The 22,476-nt window shown below is 36.4% G+C and carries 11 protein-coding genes; 4 read left to right on the top strand and 7 right to left on the bottom strand.

Annotation, left to right across the window (positions count from 1 at the left end; genetic code table 11):
- Positions 1–2 precede the first annotated feature (2 nt).
- The 3 genes from SCB73_RS17290 to SCB73_RS17300 form a co-directional block, all read right to left on the bottom strand.
- Positions 3–9,980 (bottom strand): RHS repeat-associated core domain-containing protein, encoded by a 9,978-nt coding sequence (locus SCB73_RS17290; RefSeq protein WP_320567441.1) that lies wholly within the window; start codon positions 9,978–9,980, stop codon positions 3–5.
- A gap of 67 nt (positions 9,981–10,047) precedes the next feature.
- The gene (locus tag SCB73_RS17295) at positions 10,048–12,993 is read right to left on the bottom strand and encodes a DUF8202 domain-containing protein (RefSeq protein ID WP_320567442.1); all 2,946 of its coding nucleotides are present in this window, start codon (positions 12,991–12,993) and stop codon (positions 10,048–10,050) included.
- A gap of 365 nt (positions 12,994–13,358) precedes the next feature.
- A complete protein-coding gene (locus tag SCB73_RS17300; RefSeq protein ID WP_320567443.1) occupies positions 13,359–13,778 on the bottom strand; it encodes a hypothetical protein in 420 nt (139 codons plus the stop codon).
- Positions 13,779–13,924: 146 nt separating this feature from the next.
- Here SCB73_RS17300 and SCB73_RS17305 point away from each other — a divergent pair, with 146 nt between their 5' ends.
- On the top strand, positions 13,925–15,154 hold the full coding sequence (locus SCB73_RS17305) for a multidrug effflux MFS transporter (RefSeq protein WP_320567444.1): 1,230 nt from the start codon (positions 13,925–13,927) through the stop codon (positions 15,152–15,154).
- Positions 15,155–15,314: 160 nt separating this feature from the next.
- A complete protein-coding gene (locus tag SCB73_RS17310) occupies positions 15,315–15,587 on the top strand; it encodes a DUF4242 domain-containing protein (RefSeq protein WP_320567445.1) in 273 nt (90 codons plus the stop codon).
- 146 nt (positions 15,588–15,733) lie between these two features.
- On the opposite strand, the gene SCB73_RS17315 is transcribed toward SCB73_RS17310, so the two are convergent.
- From SCB73_RS17315 to SCB73_RS17330, 4 genes are all read right to left on the bottom strand, one after another.
- Positions 15,734–17,002 carry an NAD(P)/FAD-dependent oxidoreductase gene (locus SCB73_RS17315; RefSeq protein WP_320567446.1) on the bottom strand — a complete coding sequence of 423 codons (1,269 nt, stop codon included), beginning with the start codon at positions 17,000–17,002 and terminating at the stop codon, positions 15,734–15,736.
- Positions 17,003–17,085: 83 nt separating this feature from the next.
- Complete coding sequence (locus tag SCB73_RS17320; protein ID WP_320567447.1) at positions 17,086–18,420, bottom strand: DEAD/DEAH box helicase; 1,335 nt, start codon at positions 18,418–18,420, stop codon at positions 17,086–17,088.
- Positions 18,421–18,614: 194 nt separating this feature from the next.
- Positions 18,615–20,153: a DEAD/DEAH box helicase gene (locus SCB73_RS17325; protein ID WP_320567448.1), complete on the bottom strand. Its 1,539-nt coding sequence runs from the start codon at positions 20,151–20,153 to the stop codon at positions 18,615–18,617.
- A 109-nt stretch (positions 20,154–20,262) separates the two neighbouring features.
- Entirely contained in the window at positions 20,263–20,796 is a 534-nt protein-coding gene (locus SCB73_RS17330; protein WP_320567449.1) for a DUF6155 family protein, read from the bottom strand.
- A gap of 105 nt (positions 20,797–20,901) precedes the next feature.
- Between SCB73_RS17330 and SCB73_RS17335 the strand changes: the two genes are divergently transcribed.
- Both SCB73_RS17335 and SCB73_RS17340 read left to right on the top strand, forming a co-directional pair.
- Entirely contained in the window at positions 20,902–21,189 is a 288-nt protein-coding gene (locus tag SCB73_RS17335; protein ID WP_320567450.1) for a DUF3817 domain-containing protein, read from the top strand.
- Positions 21,182–22,438 carry a mechanosensitive ion channel family protein gene (locus SCB73_RS17340; RefSeq protein ID WP_320567451.1) on the top strand — a complete coding sequence of 419 codons (1,257 nt, stop codon included), beginning with the start codon at positions 21,182–21,184 and terminating at the stop codon, positions 22,436–22,438. Before SCB73_RS17335 ends, SCB73_RS17340 begins: the two co-directional genes overlap by 8 nt.
- Positions 22,439–22,476: the final 38 nt, after the last annotated feature.

The following is a 22,476-nucleotide window of genomic DNA, read 5'->3' on the forward strand; positions in this document are numbered from 1 at the left end:
TATTAATATCCAAATTTTCTTTTATGCTCTATGTTTTTTTCTCTTGATTCTTTAGCTGATCGGACTGAATCTCGTGTGTTTAATATATTAATTATAGATTTATTTCCTACTGGAACTGTGGTATCAATAGGTTTTCCAGCAAAAGGAACAGAATTACTAACACCTACAGGATCTGGAGCTGTATAATGATATCTTTGACCTGTAAATGTTTCTGGTTCAGCAGGAGTTGTAGTAGTTTCAGGAGTAGATTGATTATTAGAATTACTGTACTTTAACTTTAGTCCTAATCCCATTGTTGTTGGATTTGAGATAAGGAACCCCGAAAATAAATTCCCAAGCATTTTACCAAAATCAAACATGGTGTTAAAATCATGACCTGGAGCATCAATCGATCCGGAACCTCTATCGTTTCCTAAATTTCCACTACCTCCTGTAGCATCTCCTCCATTACCAAAAATTCTCAATCCATCACTAGAAGGACTACTATAATTATCCGATGCTGAAATACTTCCATCTGCATTATAATTAAGAGTATAATTTCCTGCATCATTAGAAACTTCTTCTGTATAGGTAGCTCCAACATATGAATCGCCGTCATTTAATTGAGTTGAAGCATTTTCTTTAGTAAGATTAGGGTCAAATATCATATTTCCATTAGCATCAGTTTTCCAGTCATCTGCCATCATACCATCAGGATCAATAAAACGAATAGGATTGTTAAGCGCATACACATATGGAGAGTAACGTCTTGATTTCTCCGCTAATGGGTCAACAGATATGAAGATTCCTAACTTTGGATCTTGGTATCTCGCACCAAAATAATAAAGTCCTGTTTCTCTATCTAATTCCTTAGAAGTAAACAAATAGGGAGTATTCCATTTCGCATTCTTCTCTTCCAAGAAAACTTCTCCGAAAGGTACATATTCTATATGCTGAACAACTTCGCCGTCTAAGTTAGTGATATATGACGAACTACCCAAATGATCCGGGTGATAATAAAACTGTTGCAGTTCTGCGTTATCGTTTTTAGCAGATTTAGCGGTAGAACTGCTGGCACTTGCACTTTGAGATGGATTACAGCAGAAACCTAAACCATTAACATAATCATTATTATCAACGCCATAATAAGGAACTTCAAATGCATCGTAATTTGCTTTAGTAATTTCTAGCGCTTTTTTGTATTTAGCATCATAATTTACTTTTACGCCTGAAAATGATTCGCCCGCTTTCTCAACACGTCTTGGGTCAGCTCCGTAAGAATCAAAATCTCCCAATTTTGAAACTATTCTTTGGCTTCCAATATAGATGTGTTTCGTATATCTTCCGCCGTTCTGTGCGACTAAATAAGGATTTACATATAATGTGAAATCTGAAGTCGACGTTTTTCCTCCCGCAAATACAGAATTCACAAATATCCCTTGTCCTCCGCCTGAAAGCTTAGTTACACGCTCGCCTCCGGCGTCATAAGTATAATTGGAAACATATCCATTTATATCAATAGCTTGTAAACGATTTTCTTCATCCCATAAAAGTTTCTTTTCAAGCGCTTTTTCAGCAACTTTTCCATCAATTTTTACTTCCTCAGTATTCACGTAAATCATATTCCCATTTGCATCATAAACATATTTGTTGTTTTTCTGCTTGTCTACTTTAGGATCAGTATTTTTAGTTCTGTACTCAGTTTCGGTTACATTGTCAAGCTGGTGTTTGTTGGTACTATTGTAATTATAATTCATCGTATAACCAGCCTTCAAAGCTCCGGTTTCTGTCACTTTGTTCTGCGTTACGTTTTGCGTTTTGCTCACAATATTGTGCAGATCGTCGTACTTCATTTCCAGATTATAATTGGCTGTCTTTTGATCCGCTCCGGTGTAAACTCCATTCGCAGAAGTCAATTGATACAAATTGTCGTACGCATAATTATGCGCCATCATACCGCCCATTTTGTTCGTTACGCCTGCGGCGCTATTAGTCACGTTCAATACATTGCTTACTTTATCATATTGGTACTTGTTGTTCATGAATGTTCTCGGCGTATTCGTTCCCTGATAGCCAGTTCCCGAGGCAACGGTCATGTTATCAAGCCTTCTTCTCAAGGGCTCATAATTGTATTTGGTTTCCGTTCCGTTGCAGTATTTCAGGTAACTTCTCTGCTCAAATTTGTCGTAGCCAATTTTGTTTACATAATTGTAGCTGTAGGCTTTTTGGCCTGCAACAGCCTGCAATAATCCGCCTGAATTATACGTATAACTTATCTTTTCCTGATCGGGATAAATCATTTCCTGTAAACGGTTCCAGCTGTCGTATTTCCAGCTTGTAACATACGTTGCCACGGCAGAATTAGGCACAATAACCGTTCTTCTTATGCTTTCGATCTCGCCCATAACGCCATACGAAAACTCCTGTGCGCCTGTGGCGTCTTCCATCAAAATCAGCCTTCCTTTGCGGTTCTGGCTTTCGTTTTTGGTGCCAAAAACATAACGTACATCATTCTGGGGATTTTCAGGATAATGAATATTGGTCAGTCTGTTGTACTCGTATTCATAGGTTATCTTCTTGCTTTTGGCTTCCAGATTTGCTGTTTGTCTTTCCAATAAATTCCCTAAAGCATCAAACTTAAAGGTGCTTTTTCCGGCATCAGGCTGAATCAGCTCTATGCGTCTGTCGCCCATATCAAACGTGCTTTTGGTCTGCTGTCCCTGCGCATCGGTCACCAGAATATTTCTTCCTATTCCATCATAAGCAAACTGCGTTGCAACGCTGTTGGCATCAAGAGTTTTCATGGTTAATCCTGAACCGTTGGCATAACTTGCATTTACATTATTCAATGCATCTGTAACTTCGGTTTTCAGTAAATCTCCTTCAATGGTGTAGGCCATTTTTGTGGCTGCACCATCCGGCAAAGTAGTCGTAATGGGTCTGTCCAGAATATCATAAGTCGTTTTGGTTGGTTCAACCAAATCATAACTGTCCAAAAATTTATTCCAGTCTCCAAGTACCGAAGTCTGTGGGTAATAGGCTTCTTTCACACGCCCGAAAGCGTCAAATTTTGCACGTCCTGAAACTATCATCACATCGCTCTGCTGATCAGGCGTTTTATTATCGGTAATGGCTGCATCTTTCTTGACCTGAATGGCTCGTCCTATTCCGTCCACAAAAGTCACCGTTTCAATCGGGTCGTTCGGGTGCTGGGCGTCGAAATGTCTGGTTTTTGCATAAGCTGTTCGGGTTATCTTTCCATCGGCCACAATTGTTTTTGGGAAATATTCCATCTGAATGGTGTACAATTGTCCTGCAGCAGCTTCTTTCGGCCCCTGAATTCTCGTGATGCGGCCAAGTTCGTCCAGTTCTTTTAGTACTACATAACCATTAATATCTTCAGTTTCCTGAGGAATTCCGTAACGCGTGTCATATCTTCGGAAATAGCTTCTGTAATCAAAATTATCTGAGATTTCTTCTACATACATTTTGAGTTTATCATCGTAACGGTAATAAAAAGTCGGCATTTCCCCCTTATAATTCTGTGGAAGATATTTTCGGGTTACATTTCCGTACGCATCATAGAAAAAACTTGTAGAAGCCCACTCGTCGTCATTTAGTTTTGCCCTATATTGCATTACTTGGTTATAATCCATATCCATTTGGGCGTAAACATCCTTGACGACTTTTCCTCCTGTAGTAACCCTGTATATATACGGAACCCCGATGATATGCTTCGTTAAATTTGATTTATACATCAAATCTGTTGTGTAGCTTCCAGTGCTGTTGTCTTTAAAATTGTAGGTTCTCAGATTCCCAAACTCTCCTTTGCTTACATAATAGTCATAATTTACTTCGCTTAGCTGAAGCGGGTTTCTGCCGCCTTCATAAGCAAATGAAACTTCTTTTTTAACTGGGTTAAAACTTACGCCGCGGTCTGAACACATTTTAGTTACAGGCGTAAAATTATATTCGTCTCCTGATGCTTTTACCGAATATGTATAATAGTTCTGCGTGCTTTCTGTAAATTTTTCTCCAGCATTTGTCTGCGCATCTGTCCCTTCATTGCTCGCCAAAACAGAACTTACTAATTGTCCGGCATTGTAATAATCGGATACATCGTAGTTTTGGGTTAAAGTTCTGTACACTTTATCGCCATTTTCTGTATCTATATTTTGAATTTTTACTTCGCCAAAACCTAAAAAGCTTCTTTCGTGACGTTCGTATTTTCCTTTCGCGTAGGCAAACTGCGTTTTCATATCAACACCATCGCTGGCAATTCCGTCTTTTATCACTACACTCTGCATAACCCATTTTCCTCCCGGATGATCATAAGTCGGCGTACTGCGGCTATAATCAACTATATATTCTCCACCAAATGGCGTGTGCACTGCTTTTAACTTATTAGTACGTGCAATAGTAGAGCGTTTTACCGTCATTTCGTCATCTTGTGTAGAGGTCAAATAATCTGGAAAACCATCGCCGTCAATATCCTGTAATTGGCTTTCTACACGGTTGCTTGAAAGTCCAGCACTTACTCCTGGATTTATGGCTAATTTGAAAGCTGGAGTTGCTGGAGTTGGCAATGGTATTCCGACTGTGAATGCCGTATTCAATGATTCTGCCGTAGAAGAAACTTGACCCAAAATTCCTAATCCGTTCCACGGCATTGGAGTACTAAAACGATCTCCTAAATTTAGGCGAACCAAATCATTTTTAAAGACCTGATCTACCAATCCATCACCATTGACATCTTGAAGGCTAAAATCATTCCAGGTAATGTTTTTATTAATTCCGTATCCAGCCGTAATTGAAGACGATCCAAAATCAACACCCATACCTAAACTCGGAAAAATCGATTCTCCTTTATTAATATCTTCAAGCCCATAATCTATAGGTTCTGTAAAACTGTAGCCTAAATTGAGTTGGACTTTTTTATTGCTTAAAATTTTATCTGGTAGCCCGTCTCCATTTACATCTGTCCACGTTTGAACTGTTGCCTCTTTATTGTAAGCAACTCCACCACTATAGGTTAAGGAATTAGAATCATTTTTGGCTTTGCCTAAAGCCGACTTAGCCGCATCTTTGTCATTATACCTTGCTACAGCTGCATCTAGTGGCGTATTTATATCGATTTTATCAATATTTGCTTTTGCGGATTTATAGTCTGCCTTGGCAGTTGCTACAGAAGATGAAAAGAAAGCTTGTCCTCCGTAAGAAACGGAATACGCTTCATTATTACTGGAATGTAAACCTGTAATTGGGATGTTTTCACCATCAAAGCCACCTTTGGCATTAGTCATCTGGATATTTCCTTTGGTGATAATATCAGGAAAACCATCTCCATTCATATCCTGAAAATCCATAATAACTTCTGAGCTCCCTGTTGCTGTATTGGCTGTGAATCCACTTAAACCAGTTTGTATAGCAACACTTTTAGATTTTGTTATCTTATTAACTCCAATCGCACCGGATGCTTCCGTACAATATCTATTATTCGTATTTAATTCTCCTGCAGTCAAACCGTCCAGAGGATTTGTTAAAACTACATTATTCTCTCCCAAACGCGAACTTGACATTTCAGCACCTTTTATATAGGTCAAATTATTAGGTCCTGACCAATATTTTTTAGTAGTAACATCAGGAGTCATCATTGTAAAGATCATTTTTCGGGGATCCATTTCTGCGCTCTCAGAATCCGGTAATACCAGTTTACTCTCATCAATTGGTTTGTTGTATCTTCCCTCCATTGCATTGTAAACAAACTGCCCCCAATGACGCAGCATGGAGCCAAATTTTTCTTCGCCTGCATTTTGAACAAATAAAGCAGCTACCAAGGGAGTTCCATTTACTAATACCGTTGGTGTAGTCGCTACTGTTGCTGATAAAATCCCTAAAGCCGCAGGATCAGAAAGGGAGTACTCCAGCCAGATTTTATCTCCGGCTGTCGCTGTGATGGTTAACGGTGTCGCATCTGTAAGCTGCCCGTTCAGCATGGTGTAATTCTTTTTGCCTAATAAGATTCCGGTACTTGTTTTTGCAGAAAGTGTTAGTTTATAAGCTACACCATTTGTATTTGTCGCTACAAATGTTGGAACAATTTGGTTTGTACCCGTTGACGCGGCAGTAAACAATTGTCCTTCGATCAAATGATAACCAAATATGCTATAATCCTTAAATGGTATGGTTTCATAATCTGATGTTCCTGTAATATTTACCTTATTGACTCCTGAACAATTTACATCTGAAGGAATGGGTGTAATCGCTGTGTAAGCTCCTGCCGGATAATGTGTTAATGTGGCATCCCATGTTATTTTATCCCAGGCAACATTGGTATCACTGGTAATATTTACTTTTAATTCCTGATAATCAGTTGCAAGAGCAGGCAAAAGTGTTGCTGCTGTCAATGTGTTATTAAACGTTTCTGTAGGGGCAAATGTCTTGCACCAAAGTGTTTCAAAAGTACCTGAACTGTTTTTTCCTAAAAGGCTGACCTGAACAGCATCGCTGGTAACGGGTTTTGTAAAAACTCCTGTTACCTGAACTGCTCCAGCTTCATTTGCTTTTTGGAGTACAACATTAGCCGTGCTATTTTCTACGACAAAACCTTCACTTGCTTTATAGCTAAAGCGCTGCTGTCCATCAGGATTTGTAGGCAAGCCTGCTCGTGTTGCGTCGGTATAGGTAATAACCGGATTCCAATCGACCTGATCAAAAGCGCCATTGGCCAGATCGGTACGTCCGGATTGAAGCCTGAAATAAATTTTCTCTCCTTTCGCGACTGTTTGTGAAGCCAAGGAAAGATTTGCTGAAGGCGCTGATTTGGTTAACGCTTGTTGCGGAACAATTTGGACTCCACCTTTTTGAATACCTACAAAAACACCATCTGCCAAAGCATATTCTTCCTGATCATAATCTCCCGTAGGTGCTATAAGCGTAGCTGTACTTTCAATTTTTATGGTTCCCGAAAAAGGAGCTTCCCACACACGCACCACATCCTGCAAAGGCGAATTAGCAATTGCCTCTGCTTGTTCGTCTGGATCTACCGCAGTAAAACTGCTGTCTATATTTCCGCCACCTTTTATGGGACTGGCAGTATCTGAACTTGAAGTAGTAAAAGTTGGAATAGGATTGCCATCAAGATTTACAATGTGATTAAAATACACTACACCATCACGCACCAAATCAACTAATCCATCATTGTTTACATCCTGAAAATAGGCACTAGTTGTTGATTTGGTATTTTCATAGCTCGTCCCTAAAGTAACTACTGCATTGCCAAAACCAGGTTTTGTCTCGATGCCATAACTAGTTCCCGTTGATTTAGAAAATGCAATAGTTGAGATTCCGCGAACTTCTAAAGGATCTCCAAAAGTGCCATTTCCTAAATTTGGTCGATAATAAATGCGTCCTGATTCGTTAAAAACCTTATCAGGAAGTCCATCGCCGTTAATATCTACTAAAGCCAAAAGGCCTTTTGATTGCGAAGGAGAAAAAGAAAAACTTGCTCCAACTGTATTACTGGTAGAGTTTACACCTCCATCATACACACCAAATCCGACATACAAAGAAAATCCTTCTGAAGTTGTCGTTCCTCCACTAATCGCTGAAATTTTATCATTAAAGTTTACACCATCTTTGGTAATATTTGTTTTTGTTATTATGCCCTTGCCAGTTATTTTATCATTTCCTGTATTCCAATTCTCGGTATTGTTAGTAAAAGGGACATATCCTTCTGAAGCTTTTACATCATCGTAATAGTCAAAAACGTGCTCAAAAGCTTGATTTTGAGATCCGCTTTTATGTATAATTTTTTCCAGGAGTGTTTTTTTAAAGGCCCCGTCATTTTTTTTGTAAACAAAATCATAGAATCTAACAAAAGAACGCTGATGTTGTACCACAATATTTTCAAGCAGTTTTTGATTTGACGTTAAAAAACCATAACGGCCACTGACGGTTTTTACTGTTTTTAATGTATTACTGTTAAAAGTAACAACGGAATGAGCTTCTTGACCGCTGTTTCCATATTCAATAGTTTTTAAATAAACGGCTTTTGCTTTTACATTTCCTTGTACAGTCTCATTTTCTGTCAAATAATTATACTTAATATAGTCTCCATGTAGTTCGGTAACCTTGGTTAAATACCATTCGGCAATGTTTCCGTTATCTGCCTGCAGCAGCTGTTTATACTGATAAACTACACCATTTTTATCGGTAATTTCCCAAACATAGTCTTTAGGACTAGATCCTGATCGTATAATTTTATTAAAACTGCCTTCATTTCTCTGATAAAACTGAACCTCTCCTGATTTACGGGCAATTTTATCCCCACGGTGTGCTACTACTGGATTTTGATTGTCCATTTGAACCAACATTGTACCATTTAAACTATAGGTTTCAGTTTCTTCTGTTGTACTATACCTTGGAACTCCCCAACGCGTATCAACTGTAATTTTTGGTATTTGTATGTCCCAGCCTTCGCCAAGCCAGCCACTGCCACCATCGCTATTGTAACTCACAGTTATGTTTGGTTGCATGCCATTTCGCGCCGGCGGCACTTCAATTGTATAACTTAAATTTGCAGAACCTTGTTGGTTTGCTGTTGGAGGTTGTATACTTTGTATTCCCGCTGTGGGGTCTGCGACTTTGATGTCGTTCATCATTGTAGCTGCAAAACCTTGCGTATCGGGAGATTCCGGAGTTTTAATAACTCCATTTATCATATCTGTAAAATGCGTCGTTTTTGATATGATGATTTGATTGGCCACATCAAGGCTATCACGTTCCAAAGCCTCCCAATGTCCAGTGTTTTTATCAAAAAAGAAGGTTCGAATATCTTCCTCTGTATATCCTGGAGGAAGCAATTCTTTGTTATAGCCCAATTTTATCAATGCACCTTCTGCAAAATGTTCGCCGTGAGGTAAAAAACGATACCCTCTACCTGTCGTTAAATTGGTCATTGTAGGATCAAGTGCTGGTAAATCAAGCGATCTAAGAGGGGTTATACTCAAAGTTTTATTTTCTAGTAAGGCATTTTCGTTTACCTCAATACTTGCAGCTCCAACAGAAAGCTGCATTTTTTGACCTTTTACAAAGGTTTTAGATTGTCCTGCAAAAACGTTAGTTAATTCTTCCTGATGCGTTGCGGCAATAGGTTTAACAACAATACTTTGCTGTAAAATCTGTCCTCTTGTTGTAATAGTTACCGTAGCTTTCGGACTGGTACCTAATGGCAAAATAGTCTCAAAAAAACCATTTTGATGTGTTATTTTTTTTCCTTCAATAGTAATTTGGCTTTCTGCGGCTAATCCATCCACAAAGCCACTTACATAAGCTTCGCCTTTACAACTTAGAGCTGTCAGGTTATCCAATCGAAGTGTTTTTGCTTTTCCTTTTTCAATTACAAAAGCCAGTTGGCGAACCTGATAACCATAAGCAGCATTTTCAGGCAATGAAAATAATATCGTATTATCGCCTTGATGTAAACTTGTTGCTGCAATATATTGTTCCTGTTTACTCCACTGGTCGCTTTTTTCTACCCAGGTTCCGCCTGTTGCAAATTCATCGTTTACACTTATCGCTACTCCATGATAATCTGAAACTCCCTGTAGTTCATAAACTAACTTAACTCGATCGTCAGATTGTAATGGTTCTTTTAAATTAAAATGGAACAAATTATCAGCAGGATTGTCCAATAACCTGCCTGCGTAAACCCCAATAATCCCTCCGTTTTCTAATGCCGGAATTACGGTTTGGCCTGCTCTTGCTGTTTCATTTTTTTCGACTGTTTTTGAATCCCGATGCGACAAGGCCACATCTGAAACAGTTGCAGTATTGCTATAGTTTTTATTAGTTCCTACGATTTTAGAAACTTTATTAGAAACTGTTTCTCTACCCCATTTTACATTATAAGCAAAGGCACTTTGTCCAAAAATTAGGGTTGCCAATATAGTTGCTGTAATTCGGTGTATCGTTGATTTTAAATTTTCTTGCTTTTCCATAGTTTTCCTAAATTGGTAGATGGATTATTTTATTGAGTTTTAAAAGTCGTACTGGAATACGTAACTTTTAATTGATAATTATAGATTTAGAGAATTCACCTTCCGCCGTTAATACTTTTATGATGTAGATTCCGTTGGTTGGAATGCTGGTAACAAACGTATTGGTCAGTTGCGGTTCAGCGTTACGCAGCTGGTTTATTAATGCACCAGCCGAATTAAATATGAGCACCATAACCTCTGAAGGGTTATTTAATTTTACATAAATATTGAAATTAGCTCCTGCTTTTGAAGGTACCGGTGCCACCACAAGATTGTCGGTAATTACAGGGGTTATTGGCGGAACAATTTCTTTACATTCTGGCGCTATAAGCTCAATTTTTTGAACAACCTTACTCGTCACGCCGTCTCCTTCAATAATGTTCAGATTAGTGGCGGTTGTCCAAACGAGTTTTGCCGGACTTGTAACTAAACCAGTATGCACTAAATTGTAAATTCCGTTGCTTGATCCCTCCATTAGTACAAATGCATAATAAGCTGATGAAACATCTGCCATTGCCAGATTTTGAGTGCCAACCAAATTATCATCGACCCAGCATTGCAGCGTGCCACTTTGCATATTGAGCTTTATTCTGTTGCCTTTATTTAGAGTAGCGAGAGCATTGCCAGAAGCAACTCCTTTATTCCAGAAATACAATTGATTTTGTTTTATCTGAACTCCATAATTAAGTACTGCTGTAGTTTTGGTCGTCTTCTGGCTGATAAAGCCAATATATTTATCGGAGGTAAAATCAGTTACCGCCCATTCCAGTGTTCCGTTTCCTCCAGTGGTCATAGGCGTATTTGAACAGCTTGCTACTGCAGTGGTTCCACCTGTTTTTTCAAAATTGGTGCCCACCATTTCCAGTGTCAAATCATAATTTCCAGCTGGTATTCCGGTCAATGTGTTTTTTGATTCATAAAAAGTTCCTGTTTGTACGACTGTGGTTGTTCCTGTTTTATTCAGCGTATATTTATAACCCGGCAAACCTTCTTTTACTTCTATATTAATTTTACCGTTTTCCTGTAGAACGCCGTCTTGACAAGTGGGATTTACTCCTTCTTCTAATGCTATCAATCTGACTGATGCATCTTTGTAGCCAAAAGAAAAAACGTCTTTACCGTTACCATCAGCATCCCAAATCACATTGTTGAAAATGATTTTTTTTCTGCTGGCATCAATCTCGCTAACGGGATAATATTCTACATTTTCAACACCAAAGTCTCCCGTTCCTGAACGGTCTATAATTAAAAAACTTCTGTCTGTGTTAGTGGCAAATTCGGCCGCTCGTGAAGCATCATAAGAGAGCTCAACTTTTGATCCTGTAGCTACAAATCCGCCGTGAACTACTTTTAGATAAGCATCTGCAGTTTTTCTCTCTATTGAAACAATTCCATAAAAAGGCTTATCGATATCTGTAGGTAAAACGGGTAAAGTTCGACTTGTAATAACTTTAGCACCATTCGAATCATAAATGTTTAGATAAACCTGATCTCCTTTTTTTTCGAGAGTTGTTTTATTGAAATTAGGAGTAACCCATCCTATATAGAGCGGTTGTTTAGTATTTTCAAGAATATATATATAACCGCTTGGGTCAATTTTTACACCAAAATCCTGTGAACTCGGAAGGCCATCTTTCGCGCCAAATTTTATGATGAGTGTACTACCCGTCGCTGCAGTAATAAATTCGAGATAACCATTTTTTCCTTGTAAGGGTGTTTGAGTGACACTAATTCCCGTTGTGTTCGCAGTTTTATTGGTGAATGTGCATTGCCCAAAACCAGAATCGGTTTCCAAACCATTATTGTTAAATAACAATATTTTTTGCTCTGAGGTTGGTGGTGGCGTATTGGTAACTAGTTTCCATGTTCTTGTCATTCTTTTAATGCCTGCAATCCCACCTTCGTTTTTGGTAGTTAAAGCGCCATTGTCATCTCCCCATAAGGTGGCATTCTTGTCTGCCAGGTCATTTGCTGGAGATTGTCCCATGACGAGCAATCTATATCTTGAAGTCTGATCGTGATATGTTTGTTCTACGTATGAATCGTAAGCGTCAGAAAAATAAGGACTTTCTTCATAGCTGGTAGTTGAAAAAGGTTGATTTAGTGCGCTAAGGTCATCACGCATGATGCCACTTATACGATTATTATAGGCAGTGTTGGCACTAAAATCCCAAAGTAATTTATCATCACTTGATATATACGAATTGCTAAGGCTAACGCCATACTTAATTGCCAGATAAGTTTCGGCTTTTCGACGTTCAAGTGGCGTCAGAACACGGCTATAAACTAATATTTCGGGAATATATCCGTAGAAATTATTATTGAAATTTTTTAAGTCATAAGTAGATAAACCATTTGCCCTATTTAAATAGGCATATCCTAATGTCAAACTGGATGTTTGATCCTCGCCCCAAACAGAAGTATGGGGTTGCTGATATTGATAATAAGAAACAATCTTTAAGGCTCTTTCCCTGTATTTTGCATCAGTGCCTTCACTATTGTCAGCCTTTCTAAATAAATCTTCTCCAAACTGACTTCCATAATCTAGTGTTTCTCCATCTCTTTCAGCACTGTTTGCGATCTTATCATTTGTGATTATGGTGCCTTCATCCGTGCGGCCTTTGATCCCAAAAAGTGTATTCTCGTAATTGAAATAGGTTGTCGAATGCCCAAAAATTCCAATTATGGTACCTTGCTGTAAGTTGGTTTGATTTAAAAAAAACTCACGACTATTGCCATCAAAGTACAATCCTGGATTGAAGTTAAAATAGCGACCGATATTTGAATACTCATTCTTAGTATTCCAGTTATTGAGTTTGGTTTGATCTCCGCTGAAATCGATCCAATTAAAATTTCCATTGGCCAAACGATTACTTTTAAACCATGCTTGCGAACCTGTTACACCTCCCGGTGTCTGTGCATAGCTGAATGTTGAAATAAAACTGCAGATAATTATGAGATAAACATTTTTCATAAGCTTACTTTTTATAGAGAAAGATCAAACCAATCAAATAAGATATTTTAGTATATTTCTTACAATTTTAAAAATTTATTCTTTTAAAATAAAAATATTTAACATATATAATCTTACTTATTTATTCAATTTTTCAAAAAGCTATTTTTTACGTAAGCAGTTGACATAAAAAAACCACTCGATAAGAGTGGTTCTTTTTTTTGCTATTTTTAGCAAGCTAGGAGTTTAAAAACTTTGTTAGGTAGTAACAAAATAACTTCGAGACCGATTTATTTATATAATCTCTTCAAATTGATTACGGTCATGATATAAACCAAAAAAGCATCACATTTGTGTGATGCTTCAAATTTCTCCTATTTGAAAATTTAATTTAATTTTTTCAAATAAACAGATTTTCCGTTCAGAGAAACTTCAATTTGATTTGTTTTATCGCTAAAGGTTGTTCGGATAACATTTCCTTTAAAAAGTTGTACATCGCCAAAAACTTTTCCAGTTTCATCAGAAACATATTCAAACAACAATTTTTTGTTTCCAGGATCAATTCCCAATTTATAGCTTGAAAATTTTGTTCCTTTTAAGTCAAATTGCTGTTGCGTGTCTATGATGTTTCCATCAGCATAAAAATTGGTAACGGTTTTGCTCAACGTGATATCCGGGTAATATTCATTTACTTTTTTAAGAAGTTCATATTGTGCCACATTAGCATCTTCAATTTTTGATGTGATGGTTTGAGCAAATGAAACTGACGAAAATAGGATCGCTAATAATAAGATGTACTTTTTCATAATTTTTTAAAATTTTTGATTAATAACTCTTTTCTGCAAATTTTAAATGCATAAATATTTAAAATTCGCTATTAATAGTGTTTAAGAACTCTACAAGTTATGAAAACTCTACCTTTGTTGGAAACTTATTAGATTTTTTTAAGAAAATGACAACAAAAAAATACATCAAACTTATCCTGATTTTAGGTTCTTTAACTGCACTTGGTCCTTTTTCAATCGACATGTATTTGCCTGGTTTCTCTGATATTGCAAAGGATTTGAATACAAACGTTGCAAAAGTTTCGATGAGTTTGTCGAGTTATTTTATCGGGATTTCTGCAGGACAATTATTGTACGGACCTCTTTTGGATCGTTTTGGACGTAAAAAACCGTTATTTATTGGGCTTTTGGTCTATGTTTTAGCTTCTTTAGGCTGTATATATGTTGCAGATATCGATTCTTTTATCTTTTTGCGTTTTGTTCAAGCCATCGGAAGCTGTGCTGCAACTGTGGCTTCTGTTGCGATGGTTCGTGATTTATTTCCTGTGAAAGATATTCCTAAAGTTTTTTCCTTATTGATGCTTGTTGTTGGGCTTTCGCCGATGTTGGCGCCTACAATTGGAGGTTATGTAACTGAAGATTTTGGCTGGCATATTGTCTTTTTTATTTTAATGTGCATGGGAATAATAATTCTGCTGGCTTCACAAATTGGATTGCCAAATACCTATGAGCCTGATTTGACTGTATCATTAAAGCCAAAACCTATTATAACAAATTTCATAAAAGTTATAAAAGAGCCTCAATTTTATACCTACGCATTTACAGGTGCCATTGCGTTCTCTGGGCTTTTTTCATACGTGGCGGCCTCTCCTATCATTTTTATGGATATTTACCACGTTGACGGAAAAACCTACGGATGGATTTTTGCTTTTATGTCGGTCAGTTTTATCGGTTCCAGCCAGTTAAATTCGGTCTTATTGAAGAAGTTTTCGAGCGAGCAAATGATTTTCGGAGCCTTGATTTCACAATCTATTATTAGTATTGTCTTTTTGATTTTGGCCCTAAATGATCTGTTGGGTTTGTATGAAACGATCGTTATGTTGTTTTTGTTTTTAGCTTGTTTAGGAATTTCAAATCCCAATACCGCTGGTTTGACTTTAGCTCCTTTTGCTAAAAATACTGGAAGCGCTTCGGCATTAATGGGCGCGATTCAGCTTGGTCTAGGAGCTTTGGCATCCTTTGCAATTGGTATTTTTGTGAAAGATTCTGTCGCGCCAATGGTTGCCATCATGACCATAACAACAATTACTGCCTTTATTGTGCTAAATATTGGAAAGCGTTTCATCAAACATAAAGTCGAATTAGGAGTAGAAAATGATACTGTAGTTGTTCATTAATTGACTTTTGGTAATTGTTTAAAAACCAGTATTTTCTGCTTTTTTAATCTTTTAATTTATTAATTTTATACTACTTAAAAATTAATGGAATCCAGATACCATTTTGAAAAACGGGGCGAAGCCGAAAAGCCACATGAGTAGGGTTAAATTTCGAATTATTATGCCGAAGTATGTTATAGAAAGGGAAATCCCAAATGCTGGTAAACTTACATCTGATCAATTAAAAAGTATTTCACAGGCTTCCTGTGGCGTACTTAATCAATTAGGAACACAAATTCAATGGCAGCACAGCTATATTACGAATGACAAGCTTTATTGTGTTTATATAGCGCCAAATAAGGAAATGGTTTATGAACATGCTAAATTAGGTGGATTTCCTGCTAATTCAGTAAATGAAGTTGTAGGGATAATTGACCCAACTACTGCAGAATAAAATTTAAAATTCCAATCTTAAAAATTCCAAATTCCAATTTATTGGAAACTAAAAAGCCAAAATCATTTGATTTTGGCTTTCGTATTTCAAAATTCGTATCACTTTTTATAGTTTGGAATTTTGGATTTGGAATTTCATTCCTTTATTTATTCCGCAGATTGTCTTTTATCTGGTCTAATGATCATTCTAAGAGATTGGTCTCGTGCAAAATAAGCGACCATCCAATTCCAAAAAGTATTTAATCTGTTTCTGTAGGTGATCAACGAAATCAAGTGAATGAATAACCAAATAACCCAAGCGAAAAATCCTTTGAAATGCCATTTCGGACTTGGTAAATCAACAACAGCTTTAGCTCTTCCTATAATAGCCATAGATCCTTTGTCATGATAAGCAAAAGGTTTTAATTGTTTTCCAGCGGCCATATTCATGAAGTTTTTGGCCAAATTTATTCCTTGTTGAATGGCTACTTGTGCCACTTGCGGATGTCCGTCTGGGAAATTTTTATCTCCGGCTAAAATTGCCGTATCGCCAATTGCGTAAATATTTTCTAAACCGTTTACTTTATTATATTGGTCTGTAGCCATTCGTCTGCCACGGCCATAACTTTCTTTTGGAATTCCATCAAAAAGTTTTGCAGAAACCCCAGCTGCCCAAATTAAATTTTTGGTTTTAATGGTTTCTCCGTTTTCAAAAAATACGGTATCATTTACATAATCAGTGACACGTGTATGTAATTTTACAACAACGCCTAATTTTGTAAGTGCTTCTAAAGTATCTTTTTGAGAAGCTTCACTCATTGGCGAGAGCAATGCATCTCCTCCATCGACCAAATAAACATTGCTAGCTGATGTTTCTAATTCTGGATATTCTTTAAGGAGAATGCTTTTTCGCATTTCGGCAAACATTCCAGAAACTTCTACTCCCGTTGGCCCTCCTCCTGCCACTACAATCGTCAATAATTTACGACGCTTGCGCATATCTTTGCAAATAGCCGCTTTTTCGAGGTTTTTAAGCAAGGTATTTCGCATTTCGATGGCATCATTTAATGTTTTCATTGGAATGGCGTTTTTCATTACGTTTTCCATACCAAAATAACTTGTTTCTGCACCGGTTGCAAAAACAAGATAATCGTATGTCAATTCGCCGTTATTGAGAATTATTTTGTTTTCTGCCGGAACGACAGAAAGCAATTCTCCTAAACGAAACTGCAGGTTCTTTTTTCCTGCAAAAAACTTTCTGAATGGATAACTAATGCTCGACGGCTCCAAAAAAGCGGTCGCAACCTGATATATAAGTGGTGGAAAAAAGTTATAATTGTTTTTGTCAACAAGGGTTACTTGAATTTGAGGATGGTTGACAAGTTCTTTCGCGAGATTGATTCCTGCAAAACCTCCTCCTATAATGACTATCTTCATAGATGTTGTTTTTAAGTAGGCTTTAATAAAAAAATACCTTATAAATATACAACATTAATATGCAATGACAATTGCTGAAATTATTACTTTTTGAATTTTTTAACAGGTTTTTCAACTACATCGATTTTGTTTTGCAAGACATAATTGGCCAGCAATTTTTCAATCAATTCGTCTTTGGTAAGATGATGAAAAACGGTTTTTACTTTTGTTTTTAGATCAGAAGAAATATCATGATTTGGTTTTGTTTTGAAGATTTGCTTCGCCCACAAAAGCGTGTTGTTTTCTTCTAAACTTAAAGCAGATGGTTTTTCGAATTTAGTGAATTTTATCCCTAATTCCTCTTCAAATTCTGGAATCTCAATAACTTCTTCTTCCTGTAAAACAGTCAATGAAAGTCCTTTTGCTCCTGCTCTTGCAGTTCTTCCGCTTCGGTGAACATAATTTTCGTATGTATCGGGCAAATGGTAATTTACAACATAAGCAATTTCTTTTACATCAATTCCTCTCGCTGCCAAATCGGTCGCAACTAAAATATTGATATGTCCTTCACGAAATTGCTCCATAATTCGGTCACGAATTCCTTGCGTCAAACTTCCATGAAGAGCTCCCGAAGAAAAACGATTAATAGCCAAATTTTTAGCTAACTTATTGACAGCCGCTTTTGTTTTGCAGAAAATAATGCCTCGTTCGCCTTCTCTTGAATTCAAGAAATGCATTAAAACATCTAGTTTTTCAATAGGATCAACTACTATATATTGATGATCTATGCCTTGATTTCCTGATGTTTCCATGCTGGCACTAATTTGAACGACATTTTTGTTCAAATAATTTTGGATTAGCTGTTTAATTGTTCCCGGCAAAGTTGCAGAGAATAAAAGCGTACGGTGTTTTTTTGGAAGTTCAACAATAATTTCGTCTAGACTTTCTTTTAGAATAGAAACCATTTCATCGGCCTCATCCAAAACTAAATATTGTGTCTGGCTTAGATCGACAGCTTTTCTCTGAATCAAATCAATCAATCGTCCCGGAGTCGCTACAACGATATGCGTAGGCTGCGTAAGGCGCTCAATCTGTGGCTTGATCGGGATTCCTCCACAAGTTGCAGCAATTGAAACATTTGGAATATTTCTAGAAAAATCTTCTAAATTTTTAAAAATCTGATGCCCAAGCTCTCTTGTTGGAACCAAAATCACAGCTTGAACAACAGGCAATTCTGTTTTTACTAGTTGCAAAAGTGGCAAGCCAAAAGCGGCAGTTTTTCCGGTTCCGGTTTTGGCTAAACCAACAACATCGTGATTTTCAGATAAAAGCAAAGGAATTGTTTTTTGCTGAATTTCTGTTGGTTCAACAATGTTTAATTCGCCTAAAGCTTTTAAAATTGGCGCTGAAACTCCTAATGCTGAGAATTGTTTAGACATGTTTTTTTATTTTAGATTTTTGACTTTAGATTTTAGATTCTCTCAAATCGTACTAAAGATTTTGTTTCTCTTTAAAATTATTGAACCATCAAGACATTTAGATTTATTTCTAAACATCTTAATGGTTTATTTTATTTAAGTTCTACAAAAGAACTTTAGGACTTTTAAACTTTAGACTTTCTGACTAAAAGTTATTAATCCGGTTCGTTCATGATTTTTTCACGGTATTTTTTACCGATTAATAAAGTCATGTTCTTTTTGTAATCATCAACCAGCCATTCGCGGTAGTTTTTACTGCATTGACTTAAACATTTTGCATAACGCTTGATACGGCATTCAATATCGTCATCGAGCTCTTTTGCTAGTAATTTTGCTTCCTGCAACGTTTCAGTATTATCAACGCACATTGAAGCGTGCTGTTCTAACGATTTGTCTAAAACAATTTTTGAACGCAAATTTTGCTTAATTGCCAGTTTATGTTCTTCATCAACGTCAAAAGTAACATCAGCCGTTTTGCTGAATTTTGCTCTCAATTCAGGTGGCATGCTGTATTTGAAAAACATTTCGATTTCAGTATCATCTCGAAGATTCTCAAGATAAAACTCAGGAGATTTAAAAATATGCTGCCAGTTTACAGGCTCGCTCCACAATCCAAAACGAGCGGCGTTGTTACCTAAATCAATTACTGTAAATTCATCTTTTCCAGGCAATTTACGAGATCCTCGTCCAATCATCTGGAAATATAAAGTAAGCGATTTTGTCGCTCTGTTCAAAATAATAGTTTCAACCGTTGGCTCATCAAATCCAGTAGTCAAAATTCCAACCGAAGTTAAAATTGCGTCTGGAGTTTTCTTGAACCATGCTAAAATATCTTTACGCTCTTCAGAACTGCTTGTGTTATCAAGGTGTCTAATGTCATAACCAGCTTCTCTAAAAGTATCATATACATATAATGATGTATGGATACCGTTATTGAAAATCAAAGTCTTTTTGCCCAAAGAACGTTCTGTATACGCATGAAGCAATTTTTCCTGCATCATGCTATTGGTGTACAAATCATCAGAAGATTTCACGGTATAATCACCATTGATACCTACTTTCAATGAAGTCAAACCAACGTCATAGCTGTAAGTTGTTGCTCTTGCCAAAAATCCTTTGTCAATCAATGAACCAATTGTATCTCCAACGATAAGTTCGTCATAGCTTTGGTGCATTGGCAACTTTATATTTGAACTCAAAGGCGTTGCCGTTACTCCGAGAATAAAAGCATTTTTAAATGAGTTTAATAATTTTCTGAATGAATTGTAATGTGCCTCATCGATAATAACCAAACCGATATTGTCCAGATGCAATTTTTCATCGTTGATACGGTTTTTCAAAGTCTCAACCATTGCCACAAAACAAGAATAATCATTTTGATCAGGAAGTTCTTTTACCTTACTGTTGATTATTTTATTGCTCACGCCAAAACCTTTCAACATTTTTGACGTTTGTTTGCAAAGTTCGATACGGTGTGTTAAAACAACCACTTTTTTATCATTATTCGATAAATAACGACGTACAATTTCGGAGAATATTACTGTTTTTCCCCCACCAGTAGGCAATTGATACAATAAATGGTGTTTTGGAGGAGCATTGTCTAGGCGGTCAAAAATGGCATCAATATCGCCTTTTTGGTACGCATAAAGTTCTTTTTTCTCTTCTCTTTCTATTTCTAAAGTGTTTTGAGACATTGTTTATTTTTGGATTTTTGCAAAAATACATCGAAAAAACAGTTATTCATCGTAATTTAACCTAAAATAAATGTTTTTTTTAAATAAAGATTTTTTATGAGAAGTGCATTTAAAGGTCAATTTTGTCTAAAATCGCTTCAAAATCGTACTTGTTTTTCCATTTTTGTTGAACAGTTTCATCATAAATTGCATGAATTCGTGCTTTATAGTCAAACAAAATTCCGTTAGAAATCAAAAAATTGATTGCTTGTTCAAATGAATTAAACATGCTTTTGTAAAACAATTCTTGCTTGATGAGATTTTGAGATGAATACGTTTGAGCAATTTCTATATTATACAACATCAAATCGGCAATAATAAAAGAATCAACGCCAAGAGAAATAAAATGTTTGATGATTTTTTGAGCTACGGAACGGCGCATTTTTGCTTTCGGACGCCATTTTGCTCCCGGTTTTTTTATTGGAAAATATTCGTGTGAAATCTTAACCTTTGATTCTTGCAAAAGTTTGTCTTCTTTCGGATTAAAAACAAAATCATAATATACTTTTACTGGACTGAATTTTTCGTACAGCTCGATCAATTGTTCTTCAAGTTGTTCTTTGCTTAATTCGGCTAAATATTTTTTTAAATCGCGTTTGCTCATTATCAAAGTTTAAGATTGTAAAAGTAAATTACTTTTCTGACACATAACTTAAAAACCAATCCTAATACTTAATTTTGCCGTCATAAATTCAAAAAACACATCTATATGCTCAAGATTTTTAAAGTTACCGCTATTTTAGAAGGAATTTCTTATTTGGTGTTATTTGCCAATATGCTTATTATAAAAAACACTAATCCTGAACTTTATCATACAGTATTGCGTCCGTTAGGAATGACACACGGTGTTTTATTCATTGGCTACATTATTCTTGCTTTTTTATTGAAAAAAACAATGAATTGGGATATGAAAACCTTCGGAATCATTTTAGTTGCTTCTCTTATTCCATTTGGAACTTTCTATATTGAGAAAAAATATTTAGAAAATAATGCATAAGCTTTTGGATAAAATATTCAACTTTTTATATCCGATTTTTAGAGATTGGGGAATGAGCCGAAATGTGGCGTCATACACCAGTCTTATTTTTAATATTGCCATTTTGGTGGCATTGGCTTATATTATTTATTATGTGGCCAAATTTGTTTTGGTTACGCTGACCGCTATTTTCGCACAACGTACTAAAACCAAATTTGATGATTATTTAATTCAGAACAAAACCACAAGATATACAGCCTATTTAATTCCGTTTTTCTTTATTTACAAAGCAGTTCCAGTAATTTTGGACAAATACGAATATTGGGAATCCATATTCGGGAAAATTGTGGGAATCTATATTGTATTGCTAGGATTATGGATCGTAAGAACTGTTTTTAATTCGCTACGCGATTATTTAAAGCAAAAACCAGAATACAGCGACAAACCAATTGATAGCTTTGTTCAAGTTATTATGATTGTGCTCTGGATTTTTGGAGTTGCCATGATTATTTCGACTTTATTCGGAATCAAAAAAGGCGAATTACTGACAATTTTAGGAACGCTTTCGGCAATTATTATCTTGATTTTCAGAGATATAATTCTCGGATTTGTTTCAAGTGTTCAGGTGGCGATCAACGACATGGTTCGAATTGGCGACTGGATTACAATGGATAAATTTGGTGCCGATGGTGATGTAATCGAAATCAATTTAACAACGGTAAAAGTTCGAAATTTTGACAATACGATTACCACGATTCCAACTTATGCCTTAAGTTCAGATTCTTTCCAAAACTGGCGAGGTATGCAGAAATCTGCTGGACGCCGAATCAAAAGACACGTTCTGATAAAAAGCAGCACCATTCGCTTTTTGACAGATGAAGATTTGGCACAAATGAGAAAAGTGCAACTGATTTCGTCTTATATAGAAACCAGACAAGCCGAAATTGAAAAATACAATGATCTTAGAGGAGTTGATAAAACACTTGCTCTTAACGGTCGAAATATGACCAATTTAGGTTTGTTCCGAAAATATATTATGCAGTACCTTGTGACGCATCCTGGATTGAATAAAGACATGCATATCATGTGTCGCCAACTGCAATCGACAGCGCACGGAGTTCCGTTAGAAATTTATGCTTTTTCGAGCGACAAACGCTGGGCAAATTACGAATACATCATGGCCGATATTTTTGACCATGTTATGGCTTCAGTAGAATATTTTGATCTTGAAATATTTGAACTTCCGTCTAAGATTGGAAGTTTGGAATAGTTTTGTTTCAGGTTTCAAGTTTCAGGTTTGAATTGTGT

This window comes from Flavobacterium sp. KACC 22761 (assembly GCF_034058155.1).
Taxonomy (GTDB): Bacteria; Bacteroidota; Bacteroidia; order Flavobacteriales; family Flavobacteriaceae; genus Flavobacterium.